Origin of the sequence: Colwellia sp. BRX10-1, from assembly GCF_014077545.1 — a bacterium.
GTDB lineage: Bacteria > Pseudomonadota > Gammaproteobacteria > Enterobacterales > Alteromonadaceae > Colwellia_A.
This window is the reverse complement of the sequence record NZ_JACGWC010000020.1, coordinates 1-25,870: the sequence shown is the minus strand read 5'-3', so window position 1 is coordinate 25,870 and position 25,870 is coordinate 1. Positions and strand designations below refer to the sequence as shown.

Below are 25,870 nucleotides of genomic sequence, written 5' to 3'. Positions count from 1 at the left end.
AGATAAACTAATCGCATGTCAAAAAGAAACACCCAGCAGCGTCGCCACAGTATTATCTCTGAGCTTAATGAGCACGGAGAAGTAAGTGTCGATAGTCTTGCAAAAAAATTCGTTACTTCAGAAGTAACCATCAGAAAAGATTTAGCTGCGCTAGAAAATAGCGGATTATTGCTCAGACGCTACGGTGGAGCTGTGCCTTTGCCTAGAGATATTATTGAGCATAAGTCTGATAAAGTTTCGAAACGAAAGGTTTCAATTGCCAGTAAAGCGGCAACACTTATTCGTGATCATAACCGCATCATTATCGACAGCGGTAGTACGACTTCGGCCTTAGTGAAAGAGCTTAATAGCAAACAAGGTTTAATCGTAATGACCAACTCTTTAGCTATAGCTTCTGACTTGCATGCGCTTGAAAATGAACCGACATTATTGATGACCGGGGGCACTTGGGATACACATTCTGAGTCTTTTCAAGGTCAAGTAGCGGAAAGTGTCTTGAGATCTTATGATTTTGACCAACTTTTTATTGGTGCCGATGGTATCGATATAGAGCGTGGCACGACTACTTTTAATGAGCTTTTAGGGCTTAGCCGCGTGATGGCCGACGTCTCTCGTGAAGTTATTGTACTTGTTGAATCTGAAAAAATTAATCGTAAAATACCTAACGTTGAAATTCCTTGGCAAAATATAGACATACTGATCACTGATGCAGATCTGTCTGATGAACTCAAAGCCAAACTCTTAGAACAAGACGTTAAATTACTCATTGCAAAATAAAAGGAAAAAACTATGTGTGGGATCGTAGGTGCTGTAGCACAACGTGATGTAGCAGATATATTAGTTGAAGGGTTAAAACGCCTAGAATACCGTGGATATGACTCAGCCGGTGTTGCTATTATCGATAATAACAACCAATTAAACAGAGTACGCCGCTTAGGCAAAGTACAAGAGTTAGCAGACGCTTTAATAACAACCCCTTTATCAGGTGGAACAGGTATTGCTCATACGCGCTGGGCTACTCATGGTGCGCCAAGTGAAGTGAATGCTCACCCACATGTATCTAGTGAAAATATCGCTGTTGTTCATAATGGTATCATCGAAAATCATCAAAGTTTAAGAATACGTTTGCAGGGCTTGGGCTACGAATTTGTTTCAGAAACAGATACTGAAGTTATTGCTCATTTAGTTCATCTTGAATTGAAAACATCAGCGACCTTACTTGAAGCAGTACAAAAAACAGTTAAGCAGCTTGATGGCGCCTATGGCACAGTTGTACTTGATACGACCGATAAGAGTCGTGTAGTTGTTGCACGCTCTGGCAGCCCTTTAGTGATAGGTTATGGCGTAGGTGAAAATTTTATAGCCTCTGATATGATGGCGCTATTACCGGTCACCCGAAAGTTTGCTTTTCTTGAAGAAGGTGACGTTGCTGAAGTCACTCGTTTTGAAGTTAACGTATTTGATACTAACGGCGTACCCGTAAAGCGTGAAGCAAAAGAACAAGATATCAGTCAAGACAGTGGTGATAAAGGTGAATACCGTCACTACATGCTAAAAGAAACTTACGAACAACCTACGGCTATCCGAAATACTTTAGAGGGTCGCTTGTCTGGTAATGTGCTCGATATGAATACTTTTGGTGAAGGCGCGGATGAAATATTTAAGGGTATCGAACACGTACAGATTATTGCCTGTGGTACTAGCTACCATTCAGGTATGGTGGCACGGTATTGGTTAGAGTCGCTAGCGGGTGTTTCTTGTAATATAGAGATTGCTAGTGAGTTTAGATACCGAAAGTCTCATGTTCCTAAAAATGCCTTAATTGTAACTATCTCTCAGTCGGGTGAAACAGCTGATACTTTAGCGGCACTTCGCTTAGCAAAAGAGCTTGGCTATAAAGCCAGCTTAGTTATTTGTAACGTAGCCGGTTCATCTTTAGTACGTGAATCTGATCTCGCTTTCATGACCAAAGCGGGTGCAGAAATTGGCGTTGCTTCTACCAAAGCATTTACCACACAGTTAGTCGGCTTGTTAATGATGACATGGGCTATAGGTAAACATCACGGTATGAGTGAAACGGTTCAAAATGAAATCGCCAGTTCATTAATGGCTTTACCCAGTAAACTAGAAGAAGTCTTAGCATTAGCAAGTTCTATCGAAGATTTAGCAGAAGACTTTGCTGACAAACACAACGCTTTGTTTTTAGGTCGTGGCGACCAATATCCTATCGCTATGGAAGGGGCTTTGAAGTTAAAAGAAATCTCTTATATCCACGCTGAAGCATACGCCGCTGGTGAATTAAAACATGGACCATTAGCGTTAATCGATGCTGATATGCCTGTAATCGTTGTTGCGCCTAAAAATGATTTAATTGAAAAGCTTAAATCAAATGTTGAAGAAGTCCGTGCGCGCGGTGGCTTAATGTATGTGTTCGCTGACAGTGAAGCAAATTTTGCCAGTGATGATACGATGAAAGTTATTAATGTGCCGGTATGTGACGATTTAATCGCACCCATTGTTTATACGTTACCACTGCAATTGCTTTCATATTATGTCGCAATAATTAAAGGCACAGATGTTGATCAACCTCGTAACTTAGCAAAATCAGTTACCGTTGAGTAATAAGTCTTATATTAAAGAAAATTGTTGTTATCGATAAATAGGTTTGAGATCTAATCAGTAGATATGAGATCTTAATTATAAAGCGACTTACTCTTTTGAGTGGTCGCTTTTTTATTGGTCATAGATTCATTGTTAGGGTCTTTCATCTAATCTAGTCGAGTAATGACTTAAAATAAAATGCTTTAGTGCTTAAGGGGTTAATCTCGTCTGGAATTATAATTTTTTAGTCTACTAATCACTAATGCCACATAGCCGAGCTAATGTAGACACTAATTTGTCTTAATAAATAGTCCGCTTAACCTCCATTACACTTTTATCATTTTAGAAAATCACTCTTTATTTTCTACGATAACCTTGGTTGTTATCACAGCACTATTTTTATTTAAAAAAAAGTCATTAACGAGATTTTTCTCATTAATGACTTAGTTGATGCTTTACCTACAGCGCTTACATACAAATAAATATGACTATAGGACGGAATAAGCGCTTTTTATTTCTTAGAACTTGTAGCTAATACCAAAGGTAATACGACGGTCTGTTATACCTTGAGCACATAACATAGCCCCTTCATTAACACATGACTGTGTAATGTCTGACTCTGTTAAGTTGACAGCTTCAACACCAAGGTTTAAATTTTCATCGACGTCATAACTTACACTAGCATTAAGTTGTCCTCTGTCATGCGTTACGACAGGGAAGCCTAATGTAGAGTTAAGGCTAGCACCCGCTGCAGTATCTTCAGTGCGGAACGCATCACGCCACGTATAACGTAATCTTGCTGAAAGACCAAATTTTTCATAGTAAACAGCTACATTGTAAGCGTTTTCTGAAAAATCAAGTAAACCTCGTTCTGATGAATACGTGACAAAGTTTGCATCGTCATAAACACCTTGTATTGCATTAAGGATATCTGTTCCGCGTGACGCTGAAGTGTAAAAAGCTGAACCGCCTTTATACTCTTGTATGGTGTAGTTGGCGACAATGCCGAAACCTGATGCCCAACCTAAGTCTTCTTCGAAGCTGGAAAGGTCATACTGGACAGCCATTTCTATACCTGATTGAGTCGTTGTTGCAGTATCATTAAAAAGTGTTTCAACATCAACACACAAACCTGTGGTATTTGGATCTCCGATTGCATTAGGCTGAACCGCAGGGTTATAGATACCGCCTCCTGCACATGTAGGTCCAGGTTCACGCCAACCGTTTGCGTCAATTGCAGCACTTTCTAATTGAGTAACAAATAAGTTAGTACGTTCTTTTTTGAAATAGCCGATACTAACTACTGCTGCCTCAGCAAAATACCATTCAGCAGAAAGATCAAACGAAGTGACTTCTTCAGGTTCCAAACCAGCATTACCAATTTCGACAGATTGATTTTCGTTTGTACCAAATGATACCGAGGTATTTAAATCGCCAAAGTTAGGACGAAGAATGTCTTTACCCCAACCTAAACGTAAAACCACATCGTCAGTTACATCGGCAACTAAATTCAAACGAGGTAATGTATAACTATAATCACCTTTGTTTGTTGCTGGCGTTGCAACACCATTGACTACTGTATTACCTGTTGATGCAATATCTGTTGATATATGACGAACACCAAAATTACCACGGAACATTTTATATTCAAAGTTTGCTTGTGCGTATAGCGCATGCGTTTCTTCTTTTATTTTAAAAGCTGCGGTATCTGAAGGTGTTAGGTTTGAAAAGTCTTGGTTACCACCATGAGCAACAATAGCCGCTTCTAAGGTCGCTAACACACCGTCTGGGTCATTGAATGCTAAGTCTGGATTAACAATAAGAAAATTTCTAAGGGCTAGTTCTCTGCCATCAGCATCACCAAAGTGGCTAGGACCAGCAACAAGAAGTTCTGAAAACAAAGCGCCGTTTGGACTATCAACCATTTTGCTGAAGCCACCAATACGATCAGATATTGATACTGCACTATGTTTTGTTTCATTGTAGCGATAACCGAAATCAACAGAAGTGATCATACTTTCATCGATAAAATAAGTGAAATCAGTGCGGAATGCATTTTCAGAATTATCTGTAGAGCTTCTACTTATGTCTACCTGATCTAGCACAACGTTATTTGGATTAAGTAAATCATCAACAGTTGGTGCGAATGGAGAAGCAAAATCAATACCAAATGCCAATGAGTCACCAGTTAAATCATAAATAAATGGCACACTGTTATCGTTACTCGAACCATCAAGAGGCGTCAGTGGGTTAGGGTTAATAAAGTTTAATTGAGTGTTTAATGAAGGGGTAACGGTATCAGAATTTGCTGTAGATAACTCTGCACTTACAAATAAGTTATTACCTTGCCATTCACCACCAAATCTAAAAACTTCGGTGTCTGTTACACGAGCACCAGTATCACTGTTAAAGCGTAAGTTTGGATCGTCGTCATCAACTGAATTGATTGGTTGAATTGTGCCTCTGGTAGCCGCTTGAATACTGCCTAGATTTACACCATCAAGAGAGCCAAAGTTTATTGTTTCAAACTGAGAAGGTAAAGTGTAGTTAAGTACACTATTAACACCTGAACCTTGTACTCGTGTACTTTCTTGACGACGCTCTTGGCTGGTAATAATAGCATCAAAGAAAAATTTTGTGTTGTCGTTAGGGGCAAACTCAAGAGTAGTGGCAATATTGGTTGTTTCATATTCAAAATTTTCTAATTCCTGATTAAGGAATTGAATGCCGAGAAAATCGAAATCTTGAGCTGCAGGTCTTTTAGTTGCTTGATCTTCTAATGTGCCACTTCTATAGACGTCAGCGTTAACATTTTCAACAAGGCTACCATCACGGTCAACGCGTGGACGAAATGACGTAGCTTCTTGTTTAGCGTAGCTACCACTTATAACAAATCCAAATTTACCTGAGTCAAGTTCCCAGTTATCTCCGTATGCTCCTGAGAATCTTGGCTGAACACCATCAGTGGTTAAACTACTGTCTTCACCTTGTAAGCGAAGTGATCCTAATGTCTCAGTCAACTCAAGAGGACGAATAGTACGTAAATTTACCGTGCCACCAATAGAGCCTTCGGTCGTTTTAGCTTCTGGTGATTTTGTTATTTCAACACCCGCGATAATGGCCGCAGAAAGATCTTCAAAATTCATTCCACTTCGTCCAGACCCTGAGCCGACTGTAGAAGCACCATTAATTTCAACACGGTTAGCGTTACTACCACGAATTTGAACACCAGTACCTATACCAGCTGTTCTTGTGATTTGAACGCCTGTTACGTTTTCAAGAACCTCTGCAAGGTTTTGGTCAGGTAGCTTACCAATATCTGTAGCCATAATGACTTCGACCAGGTTAGCTGTTTCACGTTTTTCTGCAAGGGCAGTCGTTAGAGAGCTTCGCATACCCGTAACCTGAATTACTTCAATTTCAGTTTCATTGTTTACTTGTGGATCTATTTCAGCTTCTTGTGCACTTACCGATGCTGCAAAATTCAGCGAGGTAGCTGAAAGAATCGCTAATGTTAATTTTGATAATTTTTGTCTCATATATTTCCCCTGTGTAGTTTTTTTGAAATTTGATTTGTAAACATCTCAAAAGCCACATCTTTAATTTATAAAAATCGTCCCCTAAACCTCCAACACCTTACAAGTAAATTACTTAGTACTGATAAGGAATTACTACAGATAGTTACAATAAAAATTGGAAAGGTCAATCTTTTGGTTATACAAAACAAGTGTAAATATGTGTTAATTGGTATGCCAATATTTGTTTTGTTGGTTACCAGGTTGTTTATTAATTGTTGTTTTATCTTGTAAGTCATTGAATAAACAGTTTTTGGTCGATTATTGTGCATTAGTAATAACGAATGTTTTTATTTTTATATGTATCTTTTATATTCTAATAAAATATAAAGGAGTCTATTTTATATATTGTAATGGTCTAAATAGGTTATGGTTGAATGTTTTTTGATCAACCATATGTTTTTTATTGGTTAACCAGGGGGCGGCGCACAATTGATTCAACAATAATCTATTAGATAATAGCCATTAAAGTGATGTTTATTAGTAACAATATAAACGTTATTGTAAAACTACAGCGCTTTGTATGAGCTAAAAATATAATAAATTATCATATAATGATAAGTATGTATTTAACAATAAATTTTAGTTAAAGGGTATTTAAATCAATCGCTTGGTTTTTATCTGACTGTTATAAATGAAATGGTTAAACTATAAAATAGCTTAGATGAATACGGATAACACCTATAAGCTTCATTGTTTTTAATAAGTTAAACCAACTCTATTACCAATAATTATTGATTGGTTGACACCTATTGTTGTTTTGGTTAGTATTTAATGGTTCCTTATTGTTTCGAGTGTTTCTAAGCAATAAGTTTGTATAGACACAAGACAAGCATACCGTGTTTATACCGAAATTATTAACCGCTTGAATATAAGGTTCGGTGTTCGGTTTATATACCGAGTATTACCCTAGGGCTTAGATAATTTAGCTAAATATACTCAAATAAAATAACATGCCCATCGATAAAGTGAGCAATGTTGCACTCAGATAAACAAACAATAATATTTTTAGGAGTTAGATATGACAAAACCTATTATAGGTTTCATCGGCCTTGGCCTTATGGGCGGCAACATGGTCGAAAACCTACAAACGCGTGGCTTTCAAGTAAATGTAATGGATTTAAATAAAGAGGCGGTTGCTAAGGTAATTGCTCGCGGTAATGCTACTGAAGTCACCTCAGCGAAAGAACTCGCAGAACGTAGTGATATAGTAATGCTTGCGTTAACAACTTCTGTTGTTGTTGAAAAGCTAGTTTATGCTGAAGACGGTATTTTAGCGGGTATTAAAGAAGGTGCTGTTCTGATTGATTTTGGTACTTCTATACCAGCATCTACTCGTAAGATTGGTGGAGATCTTGCCAAGAAAGGCGCAGGGATGATAGATGCCCCATTAGGTCGAACACCCGCTCATGCTAAAGATGGCTTACTTAATATTATGGCTGCTGGTGACTTAGATACTTTTAATAAAGTGAAGCCTATTTTAGAACAGCAAGGTGAAAATGTATTCCATCTTGGCGCTCTTGGTGCAGGTCACACGACTAAGCTCATAAATAACTTCATCGGTATGACTACGGTTACAGCGATGTCACAAGCTTTTGCTGTTGCTGATAAAGCTGGCGTTGACCGCCAACAGCTTTTTGATATTATGTCGACAGGTCCATCTAACTCACCGTTTATGGGCTTTTGTAAAAACTACGCCGTAGATGGTGTAAGTGATTTAGGTTTCTCTATCGCTAATGCGAATAAAGATTTAGGTTACTTTTTAGAAATGGTCAAAGACCTTGGTACTGTGTCACAAATTGCTGAAGGTACTTCTGCCAATCTAAATGCAGCAGTTGCTGCCGACATGGGTAATGGTAACGTGCCAGAAATATTTGACTACTTCCTTAAATTGGCGAAGTAATTTCAATGTATATCATGCTAAAGTGACGAATATTGTTTTAGCATAATGACGCTATTAGTAAGGCGACCGCACTGTTGTTAGATTTTAAGTGATGAGTTGATTGACGATATAGTTAAATAAAAGGCCTCTATTAAAGAGGCCTTTTATGTTTTACCTGATATAAAGTTATAATTAATTAAATATCGTTAGAGTGAGGAATTGAATAAAGTCCACGCTTTTCACTGTTTTTTTGTTTTATTTCTTCTAACGCTCTCGACTCGACGGCATCAAATAAGGCGTTTATTAGTCGGTTAAAATGACTGTGCATAGCAAGCCTTGCTTGAGGAGCGTCTCTTAATTTTAATGCCTGATAGATCGCTTTATGCTCTGCAAGTGTTTTTGAATTATCTTTACTGCAAACACTGTCATAATCTTTAATAATTTCTGGTGTTGATGAGCGAAGCTTCCAAAGATTTTGTACGGTTAAAATCATCGCGCTATTACGGGTAGCATTGGCTATAATTTGATGGAATTCTTTATCAGCGGCAGCAATAAACTGACTGTTTTCCATATCAACTAAGGTTTGATGTAAGCGAACCAATTCATCTTCGGTGATGGTTGTTGCCGCAATCGCTGCTACTTCACCTTCAATTAATGCTCTAGCTTGAGTAACCTCAAAAGCATTAATTTGCTTGTGTAAGCCCGATAATTGGTTAACCGGTTTTAAAACATAAACGCCGGAACCTGTTTTAACTTCAATTTTCTCACGAACTTCTAGGGCAATTATTGCCTCTCGAATCGTTGGTCTGCTCACTTTAAATGTTTCAGCTAATTCTCTTTCTGGTGGTAAGCGACTGCCTGCGGTGTAAATTTCAGAATCAATTAAAGCCTCTATTTTATCTACAATACCCCAAAATAGCCTGCGGTTGCTGCTCATATTATTTTCCTTAGCTAAATATAATAAAGTGATGCCCTATATAACTAATCATATAGCCTTCTGGCGCTTATGGCAAAACTATTAGGTGAGGAATTGTCTGTTTATTAATGTTTTGGTCTAGGTGCAAAGATAACTTCTGTATAAAGGTCTAGCGCTAAACTCAACTTTAATTATTACCAATTGAACGGTATTTGGTAATGTGATTTGGTTGACAATGGCTGTTGATATCAGTTAAATTAAATCGATTGTTAGTTAAAAGTACGATGTGAGCAGTTTTATTACATTAGTAATGGCGTTGGATAAGCCCGAAATGTAAAGGGAAGTGATACTTTTATTTTAACTAAATCCAATTAATACCAATATGTTGACGTTATTTAATAGTTATTAGTAAAAACGTTAAATTTTACACTTTAATTTCATAGGTTATTTTATGCAGCAAACTAAACTATCACCCTATCTACTGTGTTGTCTCACCATAACATTTTGCTTAATGTTAACAACAAACCAATTAGCGGCAAAAGAATGGTTAGTTGGCGATCAAACGGCGTATAAAAATGCATTGGAAAAAGTAAAGCCGGGTGACAATATTATCTTGTCTGACGGCATATGGAATAACTTTGAAATTTTGTTTAAAGGCGAAGGTACAAAACAAAAGCCAATAACACTAAAGGCACAAACAAAAGGTAAGGTTTTCCTGACTGGGCAATCAAATTTGAGGTTGTCTGGTAAGCATTTAGTCGTTTCAGGATTAGTTTTTAAAAATGGTTATACGCCTAGTAGTGCTGTTGTCGCTTTTAGAAGTAATAAAGAAAATTTAGCTTATCATTCACGGGTAACAGAAGTTGTTATTGATAACTTCAGTAATCCTGATAAGCGTGAGTCTGACTATTGGGTGGCTATTTATGGTCAATATAATCGTTTTGATCATAATTACCTCACCGGTAAACGTAATAAAGGGGTAACTCTTGCTGTTCGTTTAGATACAGTAGATAGTCAAGAGAATCATCATAAAATAGATCATAACTATTTTGGCCCTCGCCCTATTCTTGGCTCTAATGGTGGCGAAACTCTTCGTATTGGCACCAGCCATTATTCATTATCAAATTCATACACCTTAGTTGAAAATAATTATTTTGATCGCTGTGATGGTGAAGTAGAAATAATATCAGTTAAATCAGGACAAAATAAAATTCGTAATAATGTCTTTTTTGAGTCGAGAGGTACGCTGACCTTACGCCACGGTAATGGCAATATCATAGAAGGAAATGTCTTCTTTGGTAATGGCGTTGACCATACCGGTGGTATTCGAGTAATAAATAAAGAACAAATTATTCGTAACAATTATTTTGAAGGACTAACCGGTTATCGTTTTGGCAGTGGCTTTACTGTCATGAATGGCGTTCCTAATTCATCTATTAATCGATATCACCAAGTTGATAACGCTTTAATTGAAAATAATTCTTTAATTAATGTTGATCATATTCAGCTAGCAGCAGGAAGCGACCAAGAAAGAAGTGCGGTACCAATTAACTCTAAAGTACAAAACAACTTAATTTTTAATGATAATGGTCAACAACCTTTTACGCTATTTGACGATGTAAGTGGCATTAAATTTAAAGGCAATATTGCAAATACTGTCGCGCTAGAAAAGCTAGCATCAGGTATTAGCCAACAGAATATTGAGCTTAAGCGTGCAGCTAATGGCTTGCTTTACCCTACCGACAAAAAACTTTTGGCTAAGGGAGCTAAAAAGAGTTTATCACCCGTTTTAAAATCAGCAACAGGTCCAAGTTGGTACAAGAAAACTGATGGCTTAGTTGCCTTTGAATCGGGTCATACTATTAATGTTAAAGCAGAAGACGATGCTTTATTTAATGCTGTGGTTTCAGCAAGTAATGGCGATGTCCTTATATTGGCTGATGGAAATTACGATGTTAGAAAGATGATTGATATTAATAAAACGGTATCGATTAAAGCGCAAAATCAAGGCATGGTTAAGGTAACTTTTCAGCGTTCTACCTTATTTCAAATTTCTGATGGAGGTAGCTTAACTCTTGATGGCTTGAATATAAATGGTAGCAACAGTCCCGATGCTTCAGGTAATACCTTAGTTCGTTCACAGAAATGGGGAATGGTTTATAACTACCGTTTTGTTATGCGTAATAGCAAGGTGAGTGGACTTGATATTAATCATTCGTTTCATTTTTTTGACGCGGGTAATGGTTCGTTTGCTGATTATATTGAGTTAACTAATAACCAATTTACCGATATCACCGGTGATTTTCTTCGCTTAAACAAAGAAATTGAAGACTTAGGTATTTATAACGCGGAATATGTCATTTTAAAAAATAACACTTTTGATAATGTACAAGGTGCTTTAGTTAACTTATATCGAGGTGGCACTGACGAAAGTACTTTTGGTCCTCATTTAGCGATGTATAAAAACGCTATTAACAATAGTGGTAATGGTAAGCGTAATAAAACTGGATCGAGTCTTTACTTGCACGGTGTACAGGTTACCAATATCGACAATAATACTTTTACTGATACTGCTGAGATCATTATTGAACATACCGTAGGCGAACCAAAAACAGCTATAAATGATAATAACTTTAAGGGTACAGCAGCGCCTAATGTGAAAGAGCTACATGCCGCAGGCCCGCATACCGCTGTGCTATTAAACAACAAGCAATCTAACTAAGAGCTTCTCTATGAAAATTTCTAATCCAATGTCATTTTATTCACCAATATGGTGTTCAGCAAAAAAGGGGCTATTTCTTATTTCCATGCTGATTACCGCGGTACTGGCAAGTAATAAGGTGATGGCATATACGAGCCCTAATCTTGTTATTACCACTGCGGATGTCGCTGATATGCGTGGTGCTATTGAACAAAATGGACAGTTTACCGAAGCTTTTGTTGCTAATAAATTATTAGTTAATAAGCAAATAACACAAGTGATAACTGTACCTCTACCAAAAGATGGCGGCGGCGGTTATACCCATGAGCGCCATAAGAAAAATTATAAATTGATGTACGATGCAGGGATTATTTATCAATTAACGCAAGATGAAAAATATGCAAATTACGTACGTGACATGTTGCTTGAGTATGCAAAGCTCTACCCTACTTTACCTTTGCATCCAAAAAGAAAAATGGGTAAACAAAACCCAGGTAAACTCTTTTGGCAAAGCTTAAACGAAGCGATGTGGTTGGTATATACCAGTCAAGCTTACGATTTAATTATACCTTCTTTAACATCTGCTGAAAAATCGACCATTGAAAAAGGGCTATTTCATCCTATTGTAAAATTTTTATCTGTCGATTCTCCTGAAACATTCAATAAAGTTCATAACCATGGTACCTGGACAACGGCTGCTGTTGGTATGACAGGTTATGTATTAGGTGAGTTGGACTGGGTAGAACAAGCGCTTTATGGTTTAGATAAATCTGGCAAGGGCGGATTTTTAAGACAGTTAGATGAGCTTTTCTCTCCCGCAGGTTATTACAATGAAGGTCCTTATTACCAACGTTTTGCGTTACTGCCGTTTATTACCTTTGCTAAGGCTATTCAAACCAATCAACCTGAACGTAAAATTTTTGAATACCGTGATGGAATCGTATTAAAAGCGATTGATACGACGATACAATTAAGCTACAACAATTTATTCTTTCCAATTAATGATGCGATTAAAAGTAAGGGTATCGATACTATTGAGTTAGTTAATGGTGTTGCCATAGCCTATGGTTTTACAAAAGACACAGGTTTACTTGATATTGCTAACCTGCAGAAACAGATTTTATTAACTGGCGACGGTTTAAAAGTGGCAAATGCTTTAGATAATCATCTAGCTACGCCTTATAAATTTAAGTCGGTTGCCTTTGGTGATGGTAACGATGGCGAGCAAGGTGCCTTAGTGATCATGCGCCAAAATGTTGGTGGAGAACAAGCGGTACTGTTTAAACCCGCCGCGCAAGGTTTAGGTCATGGACATTTTGATAAACTGACTTGGCAATTTTATGATAAAGGTGAAGAGATAGTCTCAGATTACGGCGCTGCTCGATTTTTAAATGTTGAAGCTAAATTTGGTGGGCGATATTTGCCAGAAAACCAAACATGGGCTAAACAAACTGTTGCGCATAACACCGTTGTTGTTGACGAAAAATCACATTTTAATGCCAATGTTGCCGTGGGTAATGCCAATTACCCTAAACTGGTGTTTTTTGAAAAAGATACTAATGTGACGATCAGTTCTGCACGTATCAATAGTGCTTATGACGGTGTTTCATTAACTCGCACCATAGCGTTAATAAAACTGCCAGAGCAGGAACAATCATTGGTTGTTGATGTTTTTGATGTTATGTCAAAGCAAGCACATCAGTATGATTTACCTGTCCATTACAAAGGTCATTTAATTAGCACAAGCTTTGACTTAAACACCCATTTAACTAGCTTGCCAGTCCTTGGCAAAGAAAATGGCTATCAACACTTATGGTTAAAAGCACAAGCTCAACCCAAGGCTGGCTTATCTCAAATTACTTGGTTAAATGATAATGGTCGGTTTTACACAAACTCGATCGTTATGGACGGTGATGCTTCCTTAATCTTTACTCAGATTGGAGCCAACGATCCGCTCTTTAACTTACGTAACGAAAATGCCTTTATCAACCGTAAAACAAAATCTAAGAATCATACCTTTGTTAGCGTATTAGAGCCGCATGGCGAATATAACCCATCAAAAGAATTTACCATCGCAGCCGTAAGCAGTGTTGAAACATTATCACATCAAAAGATTGATGATATTGATGTGGTAGAAATCATGCTTAGTGGCGATAAACATTATCTATTAGCGTTTAATGCAACTGAAAAAAATCAACGCAATGCATTTTCATTTAATGGCTCAAAATATAAATTTGATGGCCGTTTTAAATTGTTCGAAATTAAAAAATAGAGGTCAACCATGAGTCAAAGTGAAAATTTTTCATTTGGTAATGAAACAGAAATAGAAGATATAGGCGGCGGTTTAAAGCGTCAAATGTTGGGTTACAACCATGAGTTGATGGCAGTTAAGATCTGGTTTGAAAAAGGTGCCATTGGTTACAATCATGCTCACCGGCACTCTCAAGTAACCTATGTTGTTGAAGGAGAATTTCACTTTAACATTAATGGTGTAACTAAAATATTAAAGCCAGGTGATAGCTGTATGATACCACCCCATGCTGACCATGGTGCGACTTGCCATACCGGTGGAATTTTAATTGATACTTTTAGCCCTGCTCGGGAAGATTTTGTCGAAGAAGGTGCTTTTGATCATATTCACAATAAGGAAAGCAGCTAATGAAACTTAAAAATCTCCGTTGGTGGGTTATTACGTTAATCGCAATCGCCACCATAATTAACTACATTGATCGATCTGCACTTGCTGTATTGTGGCCAGACATCGTTGAAGATTTATTTCCTGATGAATCAGCTTTTGAACGAAAACAAATCTATGCAAATATTTCCATGGTTTTCATTTTATCTTATGCTTTTGGTCAAGCAATTTTTGGCAAGATATTTGATTGGATCGGTACTCGTTTAGGCTTTGTGTTATCTATTGGTGTTTGGTCTCTTGCCACTGCCGCTCACGCATTTGCACAGGGTGTACTGAGTTTCAGTATTTTTCGCGCTATATTAGGTGTTGCGGAAGCTGGAAACTGGCCCGGTGCAGCTAAGAGTAATGCCGATTGGTTCCCGACAAAAGAACGTGCCTTAGCACAAGGTATCTTCAACTCTGGTGCTGCTATTGGCGGTATCATTGCTATTCCGTTAGTGGCCTATTTGACCGTTTATTTCAGTTGGCAAATGGTCTTTGTTGTTATTGGTTTGGTTGGTTTATTGTGGCTTATTCCTTGGATTATATTGGTAAAGGCGCCACCTAAATCACATCCTTGGATCACCGATGAAGAACGCGCATATATTTTAACGGGTCAACGAAATACTAATGTTGATGATTCTTCAACGGAAGACGAATATAACCCAAGTATGGGTGAATTACTGTCACGTAAAGAAAGTTGGGGCGTAATTATTGCTTCAGCGGCTATTGACCCTATTTGGTGGCTATTTGTTTTTTGGATCCCTATTTACCTTAACGAAGTGTATGGCATGGATGTTAAAGCTATTGGTATCTACGGATGGGTACCTTATGTGGGTGCTATGTTTGGTGCTTGGTTTGGTGGTCTTCTTGCACAGAATCGTATAAAGGCAGGCTGGAATATTGATAGAACTCGTAAGTTAACCATTACTTTGGGTTGTTTGATTATGTTGCCAGCACTATTAGCGATGGCAAGCCCTGGTGGACCCACTACAGCGGTAATGATTATGGCTGTTATCTTATTTGGCTTCCAAACCGTTATCAGTAATCTTCAAACATTACCTAGTGACCTTTTTGGTAAAAAATCTGTAGGTACACTCGCTGGATTTTCAGGCATGGCGGCAAAATTTGGCGCATTAGGCTTAACAGCGTTAGTGCCTATTTTAACTGCTGATGGTAACTACACCCCTGCTTTTGTTATCGGTGCGTCTTTAGCTATTATTGCAATGGCCGCTGTTTGGATTCTTATTCCCAAAATAGAACCATTAAAACCTAAAGCTTAAGCATGTAATCATCCGGTAATTAGTTACCGGATAAATTTTAATTAAAATTAATAAGGCTATGTAAATGAAGAACATTTATTTATTCGGCGAATGTATGATTGAATTGATGCCTGCTGCACAAGATCAGTCATCTACTCTAATGAAACAATCGTTTGCCGGAGATGTTTTTAACACAGCTGTTTACCTAAAACGCACTTTTGCTGACATGAACGTGCATTTAGTTACCGCTGTTGGTCAAGACCCATTTAGCCTTGATATGCTCCAATACTTTGAGAATGAAAATATTGGCTGTGATTTTGTGTTTAAATCGACAACAAAAATCCCAGGTTTATACTCTATTCAACTTGATGAGCAAGGTGAACGTAGTTTCACCTATTGGCGTGAAAACTCTGCTGCTCGCCAAGTAATGCAACACATTGATGATGAAGTGATAAGTCAATTAGCAAAAGGAGATATGTTTTTTTTCTCCGGTATTTCTTTGGCTGTTATTGAGCCAAGTGCTAGAGCAGCATTCTGGCTTTTAATTGATCAATTAAAAGCCGCAGGAGTACAAATTGTATTTGACCCTAATTACCGTCCTCGTATGTGGAGTGGCGCCAAAGAAGCTCAAGAGCAGTTTGAATTAGCCTTACAAAAATCAGATTTATCTTTGCCTGGTGTTGATGATTTTCAACAATTATTTGGCATGACTACCGTTGAAGAAGTTAATCAATACTGTCAGCAATTTGGCTTAACTGAATTAATCATAAAAAATGGCGAGCAAGGCATTTTAGTTGTCGTTGACGGCGAAACGTCTCAATTTGCCATCACCCCAGTAGAAAATGTGGTTGACACGACGTCTGCTGGCGATTCATTTAATGGCGTTTACCTTGGTGCTCGTATTGAGGGGTACTCAGTAAATGACTCAATCTCCTTAGCATCAAAAGCCGCTGGCTTTGTAATACAACATAGAGGTGCTATTGCACCAGCAGATGAGTTTAATCGGTTTATAAAAACTCAACTCGAATTAGTCTAAAAATTTAATAAGGATCATTCATGAAATCATTTTCCACACTGATGGGAAAGCAGACTCTGCTACCTATAATTCAAGCAGACAATGTTGAACAAGGACTTAATATTGCTAAAGCTATGGCCGCCGCAGGTATTGGTTTAGTTGAAGTGGTACTGAGAACGCCAGCATCACTTGATATTATAAAAGCCATTAAGCAAGAACTACCCGAATTAAAAGTAGGTGCTGGTACGGTGCTTGACGCTAATGTTTTAAAGCAAGCACTCGACGCGGGTAGTGATTTTATTATTACGCCAGCAGTATCAAGTCAATTACTGACTGTTTTAGCTAAATGTACGGTTCCGGTACTTCCTGGAGTATCTAATACGGCAGATATACTTTTAGCAAAGGAATTTGGCTATAACGAGCTCAAATTATTTCCTGCTTCATTATCTGGAGGTGCTCCGTTTTTAAAAGCTATGGGGTCAGTTTTTAAAGACATATCTTTTTGCCCAACTGGCGGAATTAAGCAGAGTAATCAAGATGAATATTTAGCATTAACCAATGTATTTGCTGTCGGTGGCACTTGGATTGCTGATGCTAACTGGGTAGAATCGGGGCAATGGTCTAAGATCACAGCTGCTTGTTTAACTGCCCAAGGAATTAATTAATATGAAGAGTTTATCAGATCTAGTCAATAGTGGTTTTGTCTTCGGTGAAGATGTTAGCGTGCTTTTTGATTATGCTAAAAAAAATAAGTTTGCTTACCCTGCGGTTAATGTCATTGGTACTAACTCTATTAATGCAGCACTCGAAGCGGCCAGTGAAATAAACTCACCTATTATTATTCAATTATCATATTCGGGTGCGGCTTTTTTTATTGGTAAAGGGCATAAACTTTCACCTATGGATGCCGCCATTGAAGGCGGTGTTATCGCGGCAAAATATATTAAAGCCGTGGCTAAGTTTTATGATATTCCTGTCATCATTAATACCGACCATGCTTCTAAAAAGCTCTTACCTTGGATTGATGGCTTATTAGCGCACAGCGAGGCACATTTTAAAACAACGGGCGAACCATTATTTAGCTCGCATATGATTGATTTATCTGAGCAAACATTAGTCGAAAATATTGATATTTGTGCTCGTTATCTTAAACGCATGACAGCAATCGGTATGACCTTAGAAATTGAGCTCGGCTGTACAGGCGGCGAAGAAGACGGTGTCGATAATACTGGCCTTGATGCTTCATTACTTTATACCCAACCCGAAGATGTTGCTTATGCTTATGAGCACTTAAGTCGTGTCAGTGATTCATTCACCATTGCGGCTTCTTTTGGTAATGTGCATGGCGTTTATAAGCCTGGTAATGTGCAATTAACGCCTAAGATATTGAAAAACTCTCAAGCCTTTGTTGCCGAAAAATATGCTTTGGGACATAACGCGCTGAACTTTGTTTTTCACGGTGGATCAGGGTCTGCACCAGCAGAAATCACTGAAGCTATTGGTTATGGTGTCATCAAAATGAATATAGATACCGACACACAGTGGGCAAGCTGGAAAGGGGTTGCTGACTATTATCAAGACAATAAAGCTTATCTGCAAAGCCAAATAGGTAACCCTACGGGTGACGATAGTCCTAACAAAAAATATTACGACCCACGTGTCTGGTTACGTAAAGTCGAACTGTCGATGGCTGAGCGTTTAATCCTTTCATTTAAAGAACTTAATTGCCTTAATCGGTATAAGGGAGGCTTATGAAACGCTTAGTTCATTGTTTAGAAAACGATAAGGTTGATATTGAACTTATTCTGTTAATTGATACCATTTTAACAGCCTGTAAAGAAATTTCTTTTAGAGTGGGACAAGGCGCATTGTCAAATGTGCTGGGCTCTACCTTAGATGAGAATATTCAGGGTGAAACGCAAAAAAAATTAGACATCATCAGTAATCAGTTACTTAAAGATATGTTGTTAGAGAGTGGTCGCGTTAGAACCATTGCGTCTGAAGAAGAAGACTCGGTGGTTGCGGCAATCGAAGGTGCCCCTTATATTGTCGCCTTTGACCCACTTGATGGCTCTTCTAATATTGATATTAATGGTCAAATAGGCACGATATTTACCATCTATCGCGCCAAAGACGACGTTCCGGCAACCAGCGAATTACAATTTGCTCAACAAGGAACCGAACAAGTATGTGCGGGCTATGTGTTATATGGTCCCTCGACCATGCTGGCGCTGACCACGGGCGGTCCGTCGCGTTTATATACCTTAGATAGAACACAAGGCTGCTACTTACTGACCACCGCACAACTGGAAATACCGACACAGACAGCAGAGTTTGCGGTCAATATGTCAAACTTTACTCAGTGGTCATCGGGCTTTACCGATTACATTAATGCATTACTGTTAGGCAATGAAGGCCCGCGCGCTAAAAAATATAACATGCGTTGGAATGGCGCTATGGTGGGTGATGTTCATCGTGTTTTGTCTCGTGGTGGTATTTTTTGCTACCCCAGCGATACTAAAAATGCTCAGCAACCGGCTAAATTACGTTTGTTGTATGAAGCCAATCCCTTAGCCATGCTTGTTGAAAATGCTCAGGGTAAAGCTTTTACTGAACACGAGCGTATCTTAACAATCATACCATCGCATATTCATCAACGTGTTGCGGTGATTATGGGCTCAACGGAAGAAGTTGATGCATGTTTAGGGTATTTAAAGCCAACGCCCTAATCAGTTGTAATGATTTTTTCGTATAAATATGACCGATAGCTAAAGGTTACGCTATCATGTGACTTTGTAGTCAGTCTCCTCTTTTAAATTAGGATATAACGGGTATGTTACCAAGCACCCCTGAGTGGAAGTCACTCGTCAATCATTATAATAAAAACGTACCGGTACAAATGCGCGATTTATTTACGCAAGATACGGAACGTTTTAATAATTTTTCACTTTCTGGCGCGGGAATAATGCTCGATTATTCGAAAAACCGCGTTACTGATGAAACCATGCACTTACTCATGAATCTGGCACAATCATCCGGTTTAGTCGATAAGCGTGCTCAGATGTTTAATGGCTCAGCGATTAATACCACTGAAAATCGTCCGGTATTACATACCGCGTTACGTAACTTTTCAGGGAGCGCTGTCTATGTTGATGGTGTCGATGTGATGCCACAAATACAGACAACGCTGGCTAAGCTCGAAATTTTTGTTAATGATATTTCATCAGGTAAAAAAGTAGGCTATACCGGCAAAGCATTTACGGATGTGATTAGTATTGGCATTGGCGGGTCTTTTCTTGGACCTAAAATAATGTCAGAGGCACTAAAGCCTTATCAACAAAGCCAGTTAAACGTCCATTTTATTGCGAACGTTGACGGTTGTCACATTCATGATGTGCTTGCTAAAGTCAATCCTGAAACGACGCTCTTTATTACGTCATCTAAAACATTAACTACCCAAGAAACACTGCGTAATACCCTAACAGCACGTGATTGGTTTGTTGCTACTGCCACCACCGAAAACGTTAAACATCACTTTGCCTGTGTGTCGTCTAATGTTGAGGCCGCGCAAGAATTAGGTATAGATAAAGATAATATTTTTCCGATGTGGGATTGGGTGGGAGGACGTTATTCGGTCTGGTCTGCGATTGGTTTACCTTTAGCTTTAGCGATAGGTTTTGAGCATTACCGTGACTTTTTACAAGGTGCGTTTGAAATGGATGAACATTTCACCCAGGCGCCACTTGAAAAAAACCTCCCGGTTATTTTGGCATTATTAGGTATTTGGTACCGAAATTTTCATGGCGCGCAATCACAGGTTTTATTACCTTATTACCATTATTTACGGGGTTTACCGGCTTATATCCAACAGTTGGATATGGAGAGTAACGGAAAATCTATTTCACTTGATAATAAATCGATGTCTTATGATACTGGGCCGATCATTTGGGGAAGCGAAGGGACCAACGGTCAGCACTCGTTTCATCAACTTATTCATCAAAGCAAAACCCCTATTCCTGTTGATTTTTTGATGCCGTTATTCCCCTTTCACGAGATGGGGAATCATCATGACATGCTGGCGTCTAACTGTTTTGGTCAAAGTCAGGCCTTAATGGCAGGGCAAAGTCTCGAAGAAGTGAAAGCGGCAATGAAAAAAGCGAACTGTGATGTATCAGAGATTCAAAAGCTGTCTACACATAAAGTTATGGAGGGTAATAAACCCAGTAACACGCTTTTATTTGAAAAGTTAACACCTAAGGTGCTTGGCAGTTTAATTGCTATGTATGAGCATAAAGTGTTTGTGCAGGGGGTTATTTGGAAAGTGAACTCTTTTGACCAATGGGGGGTTGAATTAGGCAAATCGCTGGGTAATAAAGTACTAACAAAAATAACTGACCCCAGTGAAACGCTAGATATGGATGGCTCAACGAATGCCCTTATTAAGCTTTACAGAGCTCGCTAAATGCTCAAGCTTAGCCAATAGTCGACTATTAGCGCTAGTTTTTTAGCGCTAATTTTTGCTATATTTAAGTGGGATTTATATATTTTATTATCTGCATCTATCAAAAATTAGAAAGTTTGATATTTTAAATATTCGGGATATAAAGTTAAGTAGTCGCACCAAGAACTAAAGCTACGGTATTGAAAACGTTTATCTGTGGCGGTGTACCATTTCGATTCACGAAGTGCCTGTAATCGAAATTTAATTTTGTACCCGTCGATTGCAACATAACAGGCAAGGTTTTCAGTCGTGTTGTTTTTTATTTTAACCTGTGCAAATCCGTCTAAATTACGGCCATAAATAGTTTTTGTTTTTGGCTTCGCATGGACGATATTTGTTAATAACAATATTAATACAGCAAAAAATAGGGTGATGAGTAAGTTTTTCATTAAATTTACATTATTTTCTTTAGATAATAAGGAAGTATTAGCTATTTGATATTCTTTACAAAAGTATAGCTGACTTATTGTGTAGAGTGAAAAGTGATTTAATATTTAAATAAAAAGAACATTTTTTTTTATATACCATTGAAAGCTCTCCCTATTGGCACCATAACTATTTATAACATTATATAAGCGCTAAAATTTTTAAATGAAAAGCGCATGCATTAAAGAGAAGAATATTATTATGGCTAACGTCGTTCCAGTAAGAAAAGATCAACACCAGAATTTAAAAGTTACTACTAAACGTGGCTTAGAACATATTGAGAAGCAACACATTGCTCCAATTACCGCAGCAGAATATACCAAAGCTGCTAACAGCTTTCCTATCTTCTTAGTTAAACAGCCTGAGGGCTCAAGCTTCCGCAGTATCGTTATGCTAGGACTAGAAGCTGGCGAAAACTTATACTATAAAGATGAACGTTGGACTGGTACTTACTTACCACACGGTGCATCTATGATGCCGTTTGGTTTAGGTATAGACCCAGATAAAGAAAAAACGTTAACGACTTATATCGATTTAGACAGTGCTTATGTAGGCGATGATAAAGATAATGCCTTGTTTGACGCTGAAGGTTTGGTTACCGATTTTTATAAAAACGTTCAAGAATCATTAGGCCGTTTATATGAAAATGAAACGATGACAGAACGATTCATGGTTGAATTAGCTGAAAATGATTTATTGCGAGAATTAGAATTGCATATTAATTTCAGTACCGGCGAAAATAAAAAACTGGTTGGTTTATTTGGCATTAATGAGAAAAAACTTCAGGAACTTAGCGAAGCTAAAGTTTTAGATTTCCATAAACGAGGTCTATTTATTCCGATTCATGCGATGTTAGGATCGATTGGTCAAATTAATCGTTTAGCTCAATTACGCAATCTATCTGATAGTGAGCAAAAAGTAACGGCTATTCAAATACAATTTGCTAAAGAAACTGCTGAAGCGTAATCGCTTAACGGTTTTAAAGAGAAGAGCCTTATGGCTCTTTTTTTATATCTAAATAAACGTAATGTTATATTTTGGGATATACTCATTTTTTAAACTTTTCCATGGAGAGTACAGTGGCTATTCAACTTCCTTTTTCCCATTTAAGTCAATGGCAACAGATCGCTTTTTCTGCTGCATTATTAGAGCGAATGATCCCCAATTATAAAGTTTTTTCTGAACATGCAGATTTTGGTGAATTTTCAGTATTACGTAATCAATTAGAGCTTATCTGGCAGTGGCTTGATAAAAATAATCGTTGTAAAATAAATTATGAAGCACAAATAAATAAACTGGAGCCACAAATACCCGATCCAGAAGGTTTTGATTTTTTTGGGGTATTTCCAGCCATTGATGCAACTATGGCAACAATGTCACTTTTACAGGCGATGCAAGATAAAGAGGTAGAAGGCGCTGAAATTGTCTCACGATTATCAGAGAATAGCGTAACTTATTATGTTGAACTGATGATCGCTGATCAAAGAGACGCTAATGACGACAGTGACATTACGACTAAAGAAATAGAACAACACCCATTAATGGAGTGGGAGTTTGATACGCAAAATGAGCTCTATTACGCACTAAAAGATTCTCCTGAAAATAAAGAAACCTGTATTAAAATTAAAGCGATGGTTCTTGAAGAAGGATTATCCAATTTAGGCATTGAAATTACTTAGGATGCACAATCTACTTATTAGAATAACTAAACAATTAGAATAACTAAACAATTAGGATAAAAGATGAAATTATTCCACACTATTTTGATGACGGTAGCCTATCTATTTGCCTCTTTAGCTTTTGGTAATCCTGCAAATACGCTTGAACAAAAAAATCAAAATATCGAAAAATCGATTAATAAGGCAATGAATACTTTTCAAGTGCCTGGTGTTGCTGTTGCTATTATTAAAGATAATAAAGTGGTGATGAGTAAAGGTTTCGGTTTAACTGAATATGGTAAAAATAATAAGGTTAATGGCGATACTCTTTTTGGTATTGCCTCTAACACTAAGGCGATGACCGCAGCGTTATTAGCCAATTTGGTGGATCAAGGGAAATTAACATGGCAAACAAAGGTTATTGATATACTCCCTGAATTTCAAATGCCAAACGCTTACGTGACTCGCGAGTTTACCCTACTCGATTTATTATCACACAACAGTGGTTTAGGCCTAGGTGCAGGCGACCTGATGATTTGGCCAGGTACAACGTTAACCAATAAAGATATTATTAAAGGCTTAAAGCATTTACCCGAGGTTTCAAGCTTTCGCAGTGAGTTCGCTTACGACAATTTAATGTATGTTATTGCCGGTGAGATCATCGCAAAAGTTACCGGTAAAACTTGGCAAGAAAATATTAAAGAAACTATTTTTAAGCCGTTAGGGATGAAGAATACTAAAGCAAAGTTTTCACTGATTTCAACAGACAACAAAAATGTTGCTCGTGCTCATGTTCCGTTAGATGGCAAGCTAAATGTGGTTGGTGGTAACTTCTTAGAGCAGTTTTCTTCAGCGGGATCTGTTGCCTCAAGTGTTAATGATATGTCTTTATGGCTCAAAGCGCAGTTAAACCAAGGCGTTTACGGTGATAACAAAAAACTTTTTAGTGAACGTCAAAGCCACAACATGTGGCAAATGCGAACAATATTACCGGTATCAGCTACCGCGACAAAAAATGATAAAACCCATTTTTCTGGTTATGGTCTAGGTTGGTTTTTAAATGATTATCACGGTGTAAAGTTAGTTCATCACAGTGGTGGCATTCTAGGTATGGTCTCTAAAGTTGTTTTAGTTCCAGAAGAAAACTTAGCGATGGTTATTTTAACCAATCAGCAATCGGGATATGCTTTTAATGCGATTTATCATCAAATATTAAATGAATATTTAGACTTGCCTGAAAAAGACTGGGTGGATTTCTATGCGACGATGAGTGAGCAACGAAAAAGTGCAGAAAAAAATCGTTTAGCAGAAGCCGCCAGTAATGTTGATAAAAATTCACGTCATTCTTTACCTTTAAAAGCTTATGCACAAACCTATCAAGATAATTGGTACGGTGATATTGCGATTAACTATGCAAATAATGCTTTAAGCATGCAGTTTGGTCATACACCGGCATTGCGCGGTGTATTAGAGCATTATCAACATAATACTTTTATTGTGCGCTGGGATGATAGAACCTTGGAAGCCGATGCTTTTGTTAATTTTAATCTGAATCCGGATGGTTCAATTAACGAGATAACAATGCAAGCTGTGTCGCGCGCAACCGATTTTAGCTTTGATTTTCATGACTTAAAGCTTAAACCTAAGCAGTAAGCGTTTTATTGATAATGTTAAGCTGGGGGCGTTTAAGGTTAACTCCCAGCGATAAACGAAGGTTACATTTTTTGATATAAACGATAAGCGACTTGTCCGGCTATTTTTTCTTTTAATAGTGTCCAGTTCATGGGCAGCTGTTGGTTATTTTGTTCACTTTCCATTTCTATATAAATCAATGCGTTGTCAGCCAAACTATGTTGGTCTAATCGTTTGGCCGTTTGCTCAACTAAATTTTTGCGAAAAGGCGGATCAATAAAGACAATATCAAATTTGCTGATATTTTTTTCAATGAAACTCAGCGCATCACTATTTACTATCGAGATATTAGCTGATTTCAGTAAACGTTGGTTTTCAAGTAATTGCTGAGCCGCCGCTTTGTTTAATTCTACGAAGCTAACATGGCTTGCCCCTCGTGATAATGCCTCAAAACCCAAACCACCAGAGCCAGCAAAGCAATCTAAACAGAGACTGTCTTGAATAAAAGGCATTAACCAATTAAAAACGGTTTCTTTTACCCTATCTGTGGTGGGTCTTAAACCTTCTGCCATTAAAACAGGCAGCTTTCGGCCACGGTGTGATCCGCCAATAATACGAATACTGCCTTTATTGTTAGGTTTTGCTGATTGTTTACGTTGTTTGTTCATATCTTACTCAGCTTTTGTTTTTTGTATTGTTTTTAGGTGCTACTATAGCGAGGATTTTATCCTTGTTTAGTGAACTATTGCCATCAAAATGATGGTGCAGAGAAGAATTTATTGTTATGTCAAAGAAAAAAGGTCTATTTTCCTGGTTAGGTTTGGGACGTCAGCAAGAAGAAGCTGTTGAAGAAGTTACAGATGTTGTTGAAACATCAGTAGAAACATCTGATGTTTCTGAAGAAAAAATCGCAGAGAATGTTGAAGAAATTCAAGGTGAAAGCCTTGTAATCGATGACATTGTTGTAGACAATAATCTTGCAGATACAAAGCCAGAACCAGGGCCAGAGCCAGAGCCAGAGCCAGAG

Annotated in this window: 19 protein-coding genes and 1 pseudogene; 16 read left to right on the top strand and 4 right to left on the bottom strand. The window is 37.9% G+C overall.

Annotated features, from left to right (window positions below; genetic code table 11):
* Positions 1–15: 15 nt before the first annotated feature.
* Positions 16–777 carry a DeoR/GlpR family DNA-binding transcription regulator gene (locus tag H4J75_RS14720; protein ID WP_182217845.1) on the top strand — a complete coding sequence of 254 codons (762 nt, stop codon included), beginning with the start codon at positions 16–18 and terminating at the stop codon, positions 775–777.
* Between the two features lie 12 nt (positions 778–789).
* Positions 790–2,622: a glutamine--fructose-6-phosphate transaminase (isomerizing) gene (gene glmS, locus H4J75_RS14715; protein ID WP_182222558.1), complete on the top strand. Its 1,833-nt coding sequence runs from the start codon at positions 790–792 to the stop codon at positions 2,620–2,622.
* A gap of 497 nt (positions 2,623–3,119) precedes the next feature.
* Here glmS and H4J75_RS14710 read toward each other — a convergent pair whose 3' ends face one another.
* Entirely contained in the window at positions 3,120–6,140 is a 3,021-nt protein-coding gene (locus H4J75_RS14710; RefSeq protein WP_182222557.1) for a TonB-dependent receptor, read from the bottom strand.
* A 1,057-nt stretch (positions 6,141–7,197) separates the two neighbouring features.
* Here H4J75_RS14710 and H4J75_RS14705 point away from each other — a divergent pair.
* On the top strand, positions 7,198–8,079 hold the full coding sequence (locus H4J75_RS14705; RefSeq protein ID WP_182222556.1) for an NAD(P)-dependent oxidoreductase: 882 nt from the start codon (positions 7,198–7,200) through the stop codon (positions 8,077–8,079).
* A gap of 175 nt (positions 8,080–8,254) precedes the next feature.
* Here H4J75_RS14705 and H4J75_RS14700 read toward each other — a convergent pair whose 3' ends face one another.
* Complete coding sequence (locus tag H4J75_RS14700; protein WP_182217838.1) at positions 8,255–8,995, bottom strand: FadR/GntR family transcriptional regulator; 741 nt, start codon at positions 8,993–8,995, stop codon at positions 8,255–8,257.
* 430 nt (positions 8,996–9,425) lie between these two features.
* On the opposite strand from H4J75_RS14700, the gene H4J75_RS14695 reads away from it, so the two are divergent.
* The 9 genes from H4J75_RS14695 to pgi all read left to right on the top strand — a co-directional run bounded on the left by H4J75_RS14695 (position 9,426) and on the right by pgi (position 21,088).
* Positions 9,426–11,696 carry a polysaccharide lyase 6 family protein gene (locus H4J75_RS14695; RefSeq protein WP_404842708.1) on the top strand — a complete coding sequence of 757 codons (2,271 nt, stop codon included), beginning with the start codon at positions 9,426–9,428 and terminating at the stop codon, positions 11,694–11,696.
* A gap of 85 nt (positions 11,697–11,781) precedes the next feature.
* The gene (locus H4J75_RS14690) at positions 11,782–13,947 is read left to right on the top strand and encodes a heparinase II/III family protein (RefSeq protein ID WP_259366411.1); all 2,166 of its coding nucleotides are present in this window, start codon (positions 11,782–11,784) and stop codon (positions 13,945–13,947) included.
* Between the two features lie 9 nt (positions 13,948–13,956).
* Complete coding sequence (locus tag H4J75_RS14685; protein ID WP_182217836.1) at positions 13,957–14,334, top strand: cupin domain-containing protein; 378 nt, start codon at positions 13,957–13,959, stop codon at positions 14,332–14,334.
* Positions 14,334–15,632, top strand: a complete 1,299-nt coding sequence (locus H4J75_RS14680) for an MFS transporter (RefSeq protein ID WP_182222555.1) — start codon at positions 14,334–14,336, stop codon at positions 15,630–15,632. The genes H4J75_RS14685 and H4J75_RS14680 overlap by 1 nt, the downstream gene beginning before the upstream one ends.
* A 64-nt stretch (positions 15,633–15,696) precedes the next feature.
* Positions 15,697–16,647, top strand: coding sequence for a sugar kinase (locus H4J75_RS14675; RefSeq protein WP_182222554.1), 951 nt, complete (start codon positions 15,697–15,699; stop codon positions 16,645–16,647).
* A 20-nt stretch (positions 16,648–16,667) separates the two neighbouring features.
* Positions 16,668–17,291, top strand: coding sequence for a bifunctional 4-hydroxy-2-oxoglutarate aldolase/2-dehydro-3-deoxy-phosphogluconate aldolase (gene eda, locus H4J75_RS14670; RefSeq protein ID WP_182217831.1), 624 nt, complete (start codon positions 16,668–16,670; stop codon positions 17,289–17,291).
* Between the two features lies 1 nt (position 17,292).
* Entirely contained in the window at positions 17,293–18,381 is a 1,089-nt protein-coding gene (fbaA, locus tag H4J75_RS14665; protein ID WP_182222553.1) for a class II fructose-bisphosphate aldolase, read from the top strand.
* Positions 18,378–19,355 carry a class 1 fructose-bisphosphatase gene (locus H4J75_RS14660; RefSeq protein ID WP_182222552.1) on the top strand — a complete coding sequence of 326 codons (978 nt, stop codon included), beginning with the start codon at positions 18,378–18,380 and terminating at the stop codon, positions 19,353–19,355. The genes fbaA and H4J75_RS14660 overlap by 4 nt, the downstream gene beginning before the upstream one ends.
* Before the next feature lie 104 nt (positions 19,356–19,459).
* Positions 19,460–21,088, top strand: coding sequence for a glucose-6-phosphate isomerase (gene pgi / locus H4J75_RS14655; RefSeq protein WP_182222551.1), 1,629 nt, complete (start codon positions 19,460–19,462; stop codon positions 21,086–21,088).
* 107 nt (positions 21,089–21,195) lie between these two features.
* On the opposite strand, the gene H4J75_RS14650 is transcribed toward pgi, so the two are convergent.
* A complete protein-coding gene (locus H4J75_RS14650; protein WP_182217824.1) occupies positions 21,196–21,516 on the bottom strand; it encodes a hypothetical protein in 321 nt (106 codons plus the stop codon).
* A gap of 238 nt (positions 21,517–21,754) precedes the next feature.
* On the opposite strand from H4J75_RS14650, the gene H4J75_RS14645 reads away from it, so the two are divergent.
* The 3 genes from H4J75_RS14645 (at position 21,755) to H4J75_RS14635 (ending at position 24,864) form a co-directional block, all read left to right on the top strand.
* Complete coding sequence (locus H4J75_RS14645; protein WP_182217822.1) at positions 21,755–22,519, top strand: SapC family protein; 765 nt, start codon at positions 21,755–21,757, stop codon at positions 22,517–22,519.
* A gap of 113 nt (positions 22,520–22,632) precedes the next feature.
* Positions 22,633–23,232, top strand: a complete 600-nt coding sequence (locus H4J75_RS14640) for a YjaG family protein (protein WP_182217821.1) — start codon at positions 22,633–22,635, stop codon at positions 23,230–23,232.
* Between the two features lie 63 nt (positions 23,233–23,295).
* Positions 23,296–24,864, top strand: coding sequence for a serine hydrolase (locus H4J75_RS14635; protein WP_182222550.1), 1,569 nt, complete (start codon positions 23,296–23,298; stop codon positions 24,862–24,864).
* 62 nt (positions 24,865–24,926) lie between these two features.
* Here the strand turns inward: H4J75_RS14635 and rsmD are convergent, their stop codons facing one another.
* A complete protein-coding gene (gene rsmD / locus H4J75_RS14630; RefSeq protein ID WP_070375326.1) occupies positions 24,927–25,511 on the bottom strand; it encodes a 16S rRNA (guanine(966)-N(2))-methyltransferase RsmD in 585 nt (194 codons plus the stop codon).
* Positions 25,512–25,627: 116 nt separating this feature from the next.
* On the opposite strand from rsmD, the pseudogene H4J75_RS14625 reads away from it, so the two are divergent.
* Positions 25,628–25,870, top strand: a pseudogene (locus tag H4J75_RS14625) (hypothetical protein); the annotation flags it as partial.

Excerpts from the sequence above, each read along its gene's own strand:
- H4J75_RS14720 (WP_182217845.1), top strand. The coding sequence starts at position 16 with ATGTCAAAAAGAAACACCCAGCAGCGTCGCCACAGTATTATCTCTGAG.
- glmS (WP_182222558.1), top strand. The coding sequence starts at position 790 with ATGTGTGGGATCGTAGGTGCTGTAGCACAACGTGATGTAGCAGATATA.
- H4J75_RS14710 (WP_182222557.1), bottom strand. The coding sequence starts at position 6,140 with ATGAGACAAAAATTATCAAAATTAACATTAGCGATTCTTTCAGCTACC.
- H4J75_RS14705 (WP_182222556.1), top strand. The coding sequence starts at position 7,198 with ATGACAAAACCTATTATAGGTTTCATCGGCCTTGGCCTTATGGGCGGC.
- H4J75_RS14700 (WP_182217838.1), bottom strand. The coding sequence starts at position 8,995 with ATGAGCAGCAACCGCAGGCTATTTTGGGGTATTGTAGATAAAATAGAG.
- H4J75_RS14695 (WP_404842708.1), top strand. The coding sequence starts at position 9,426 with ATGCAGCAAACTAAACTATCACCCTATCTACTGTGTTGTCTCACCATA.
- H4J75_RS14690 (WP_259366411.1), top strand. The coding sequence starts at position 11,782 with ATGCTGATTACCGCGGTACTGGCAAGTAATAAGGTGATGGCATATACG.
- H4J75_RS14685 (WP_182217836.1), top strand. The coding sequence starts at position 13,957 with ATGAGTCAAAGTGAAAATTTTTCATTTGGTAATGAAACAGAAATAGAA.
- H4J75_RS14680 (WP_182222555.1), top strand. The coding sequence starts at position 14,334 with ATGAAACTTAAAAATCTCCGTTGGTGGGTTATTACGTTAATCGCAATC.
- H4J75_RS14675 (WP_182222554.1), top strand. The coding sequence starts at position 15,697 with ATGAAGAACATTTATTTATTCGGCGAATGTATGATTGAATTGATGCCT.
- eda (WP_182217831.1), top strand. The coding sequence starts at position 16,668 with ATGAAATCATTTTCCACACTGATGGGAAAGCAGACTCTGCTACCTATA.
- fbaA (WP_182222553.1), top strand. The coding sequence starts at position 17,293 with ATGAAGAGTTTATCAGATCTAGTCAATAGTGGTTTTGTCTTCGGTGAA.
- H4J75_RS14660 (WP_182222552.1), top strand. The coding sequence starts at position 18,378 with ATGAAACGCTTAGTTCATTGTTTAGAAAACGATAAGGTTGATATTGAA.
- pgi (WP_182222551.1), top strand. The coding sequence starts at position 19,460 with ATGTTACCAAGCACCCCTGAGTGGAAGTCACTCGTCAATCATTATAAT.
- H4J75_RS14650 (WP_182217824.1), bottom strand. The coding sequence starts at position 21,516 with ATGAAAAACTTACTCATCACCCTATTTTTTGCTGTATTAATATTGTTA.
- H4J75_RS14645 (WP_182217822.1), top strand. The coding sequence starts at position 21,755 with ATGGCTAACGTCGTTCCAGTAAGAAAAGATCAACACCAGAATTTAAAA.
- H4J75_RS14635 (WP_182222550.1), top strand. The coding sequence starts at position 23,296 with ATGAAATTATTCCACACTATTTTGATGACGGTAGCCTATCTATTTGCC.
- rsmD (WP_070375326.1), bottom strand. The coding sequence starts at position 25,511 with ATGAACAAACAACGTAAACAATCAGCAAAACCTAACAATAAAGGCAGT.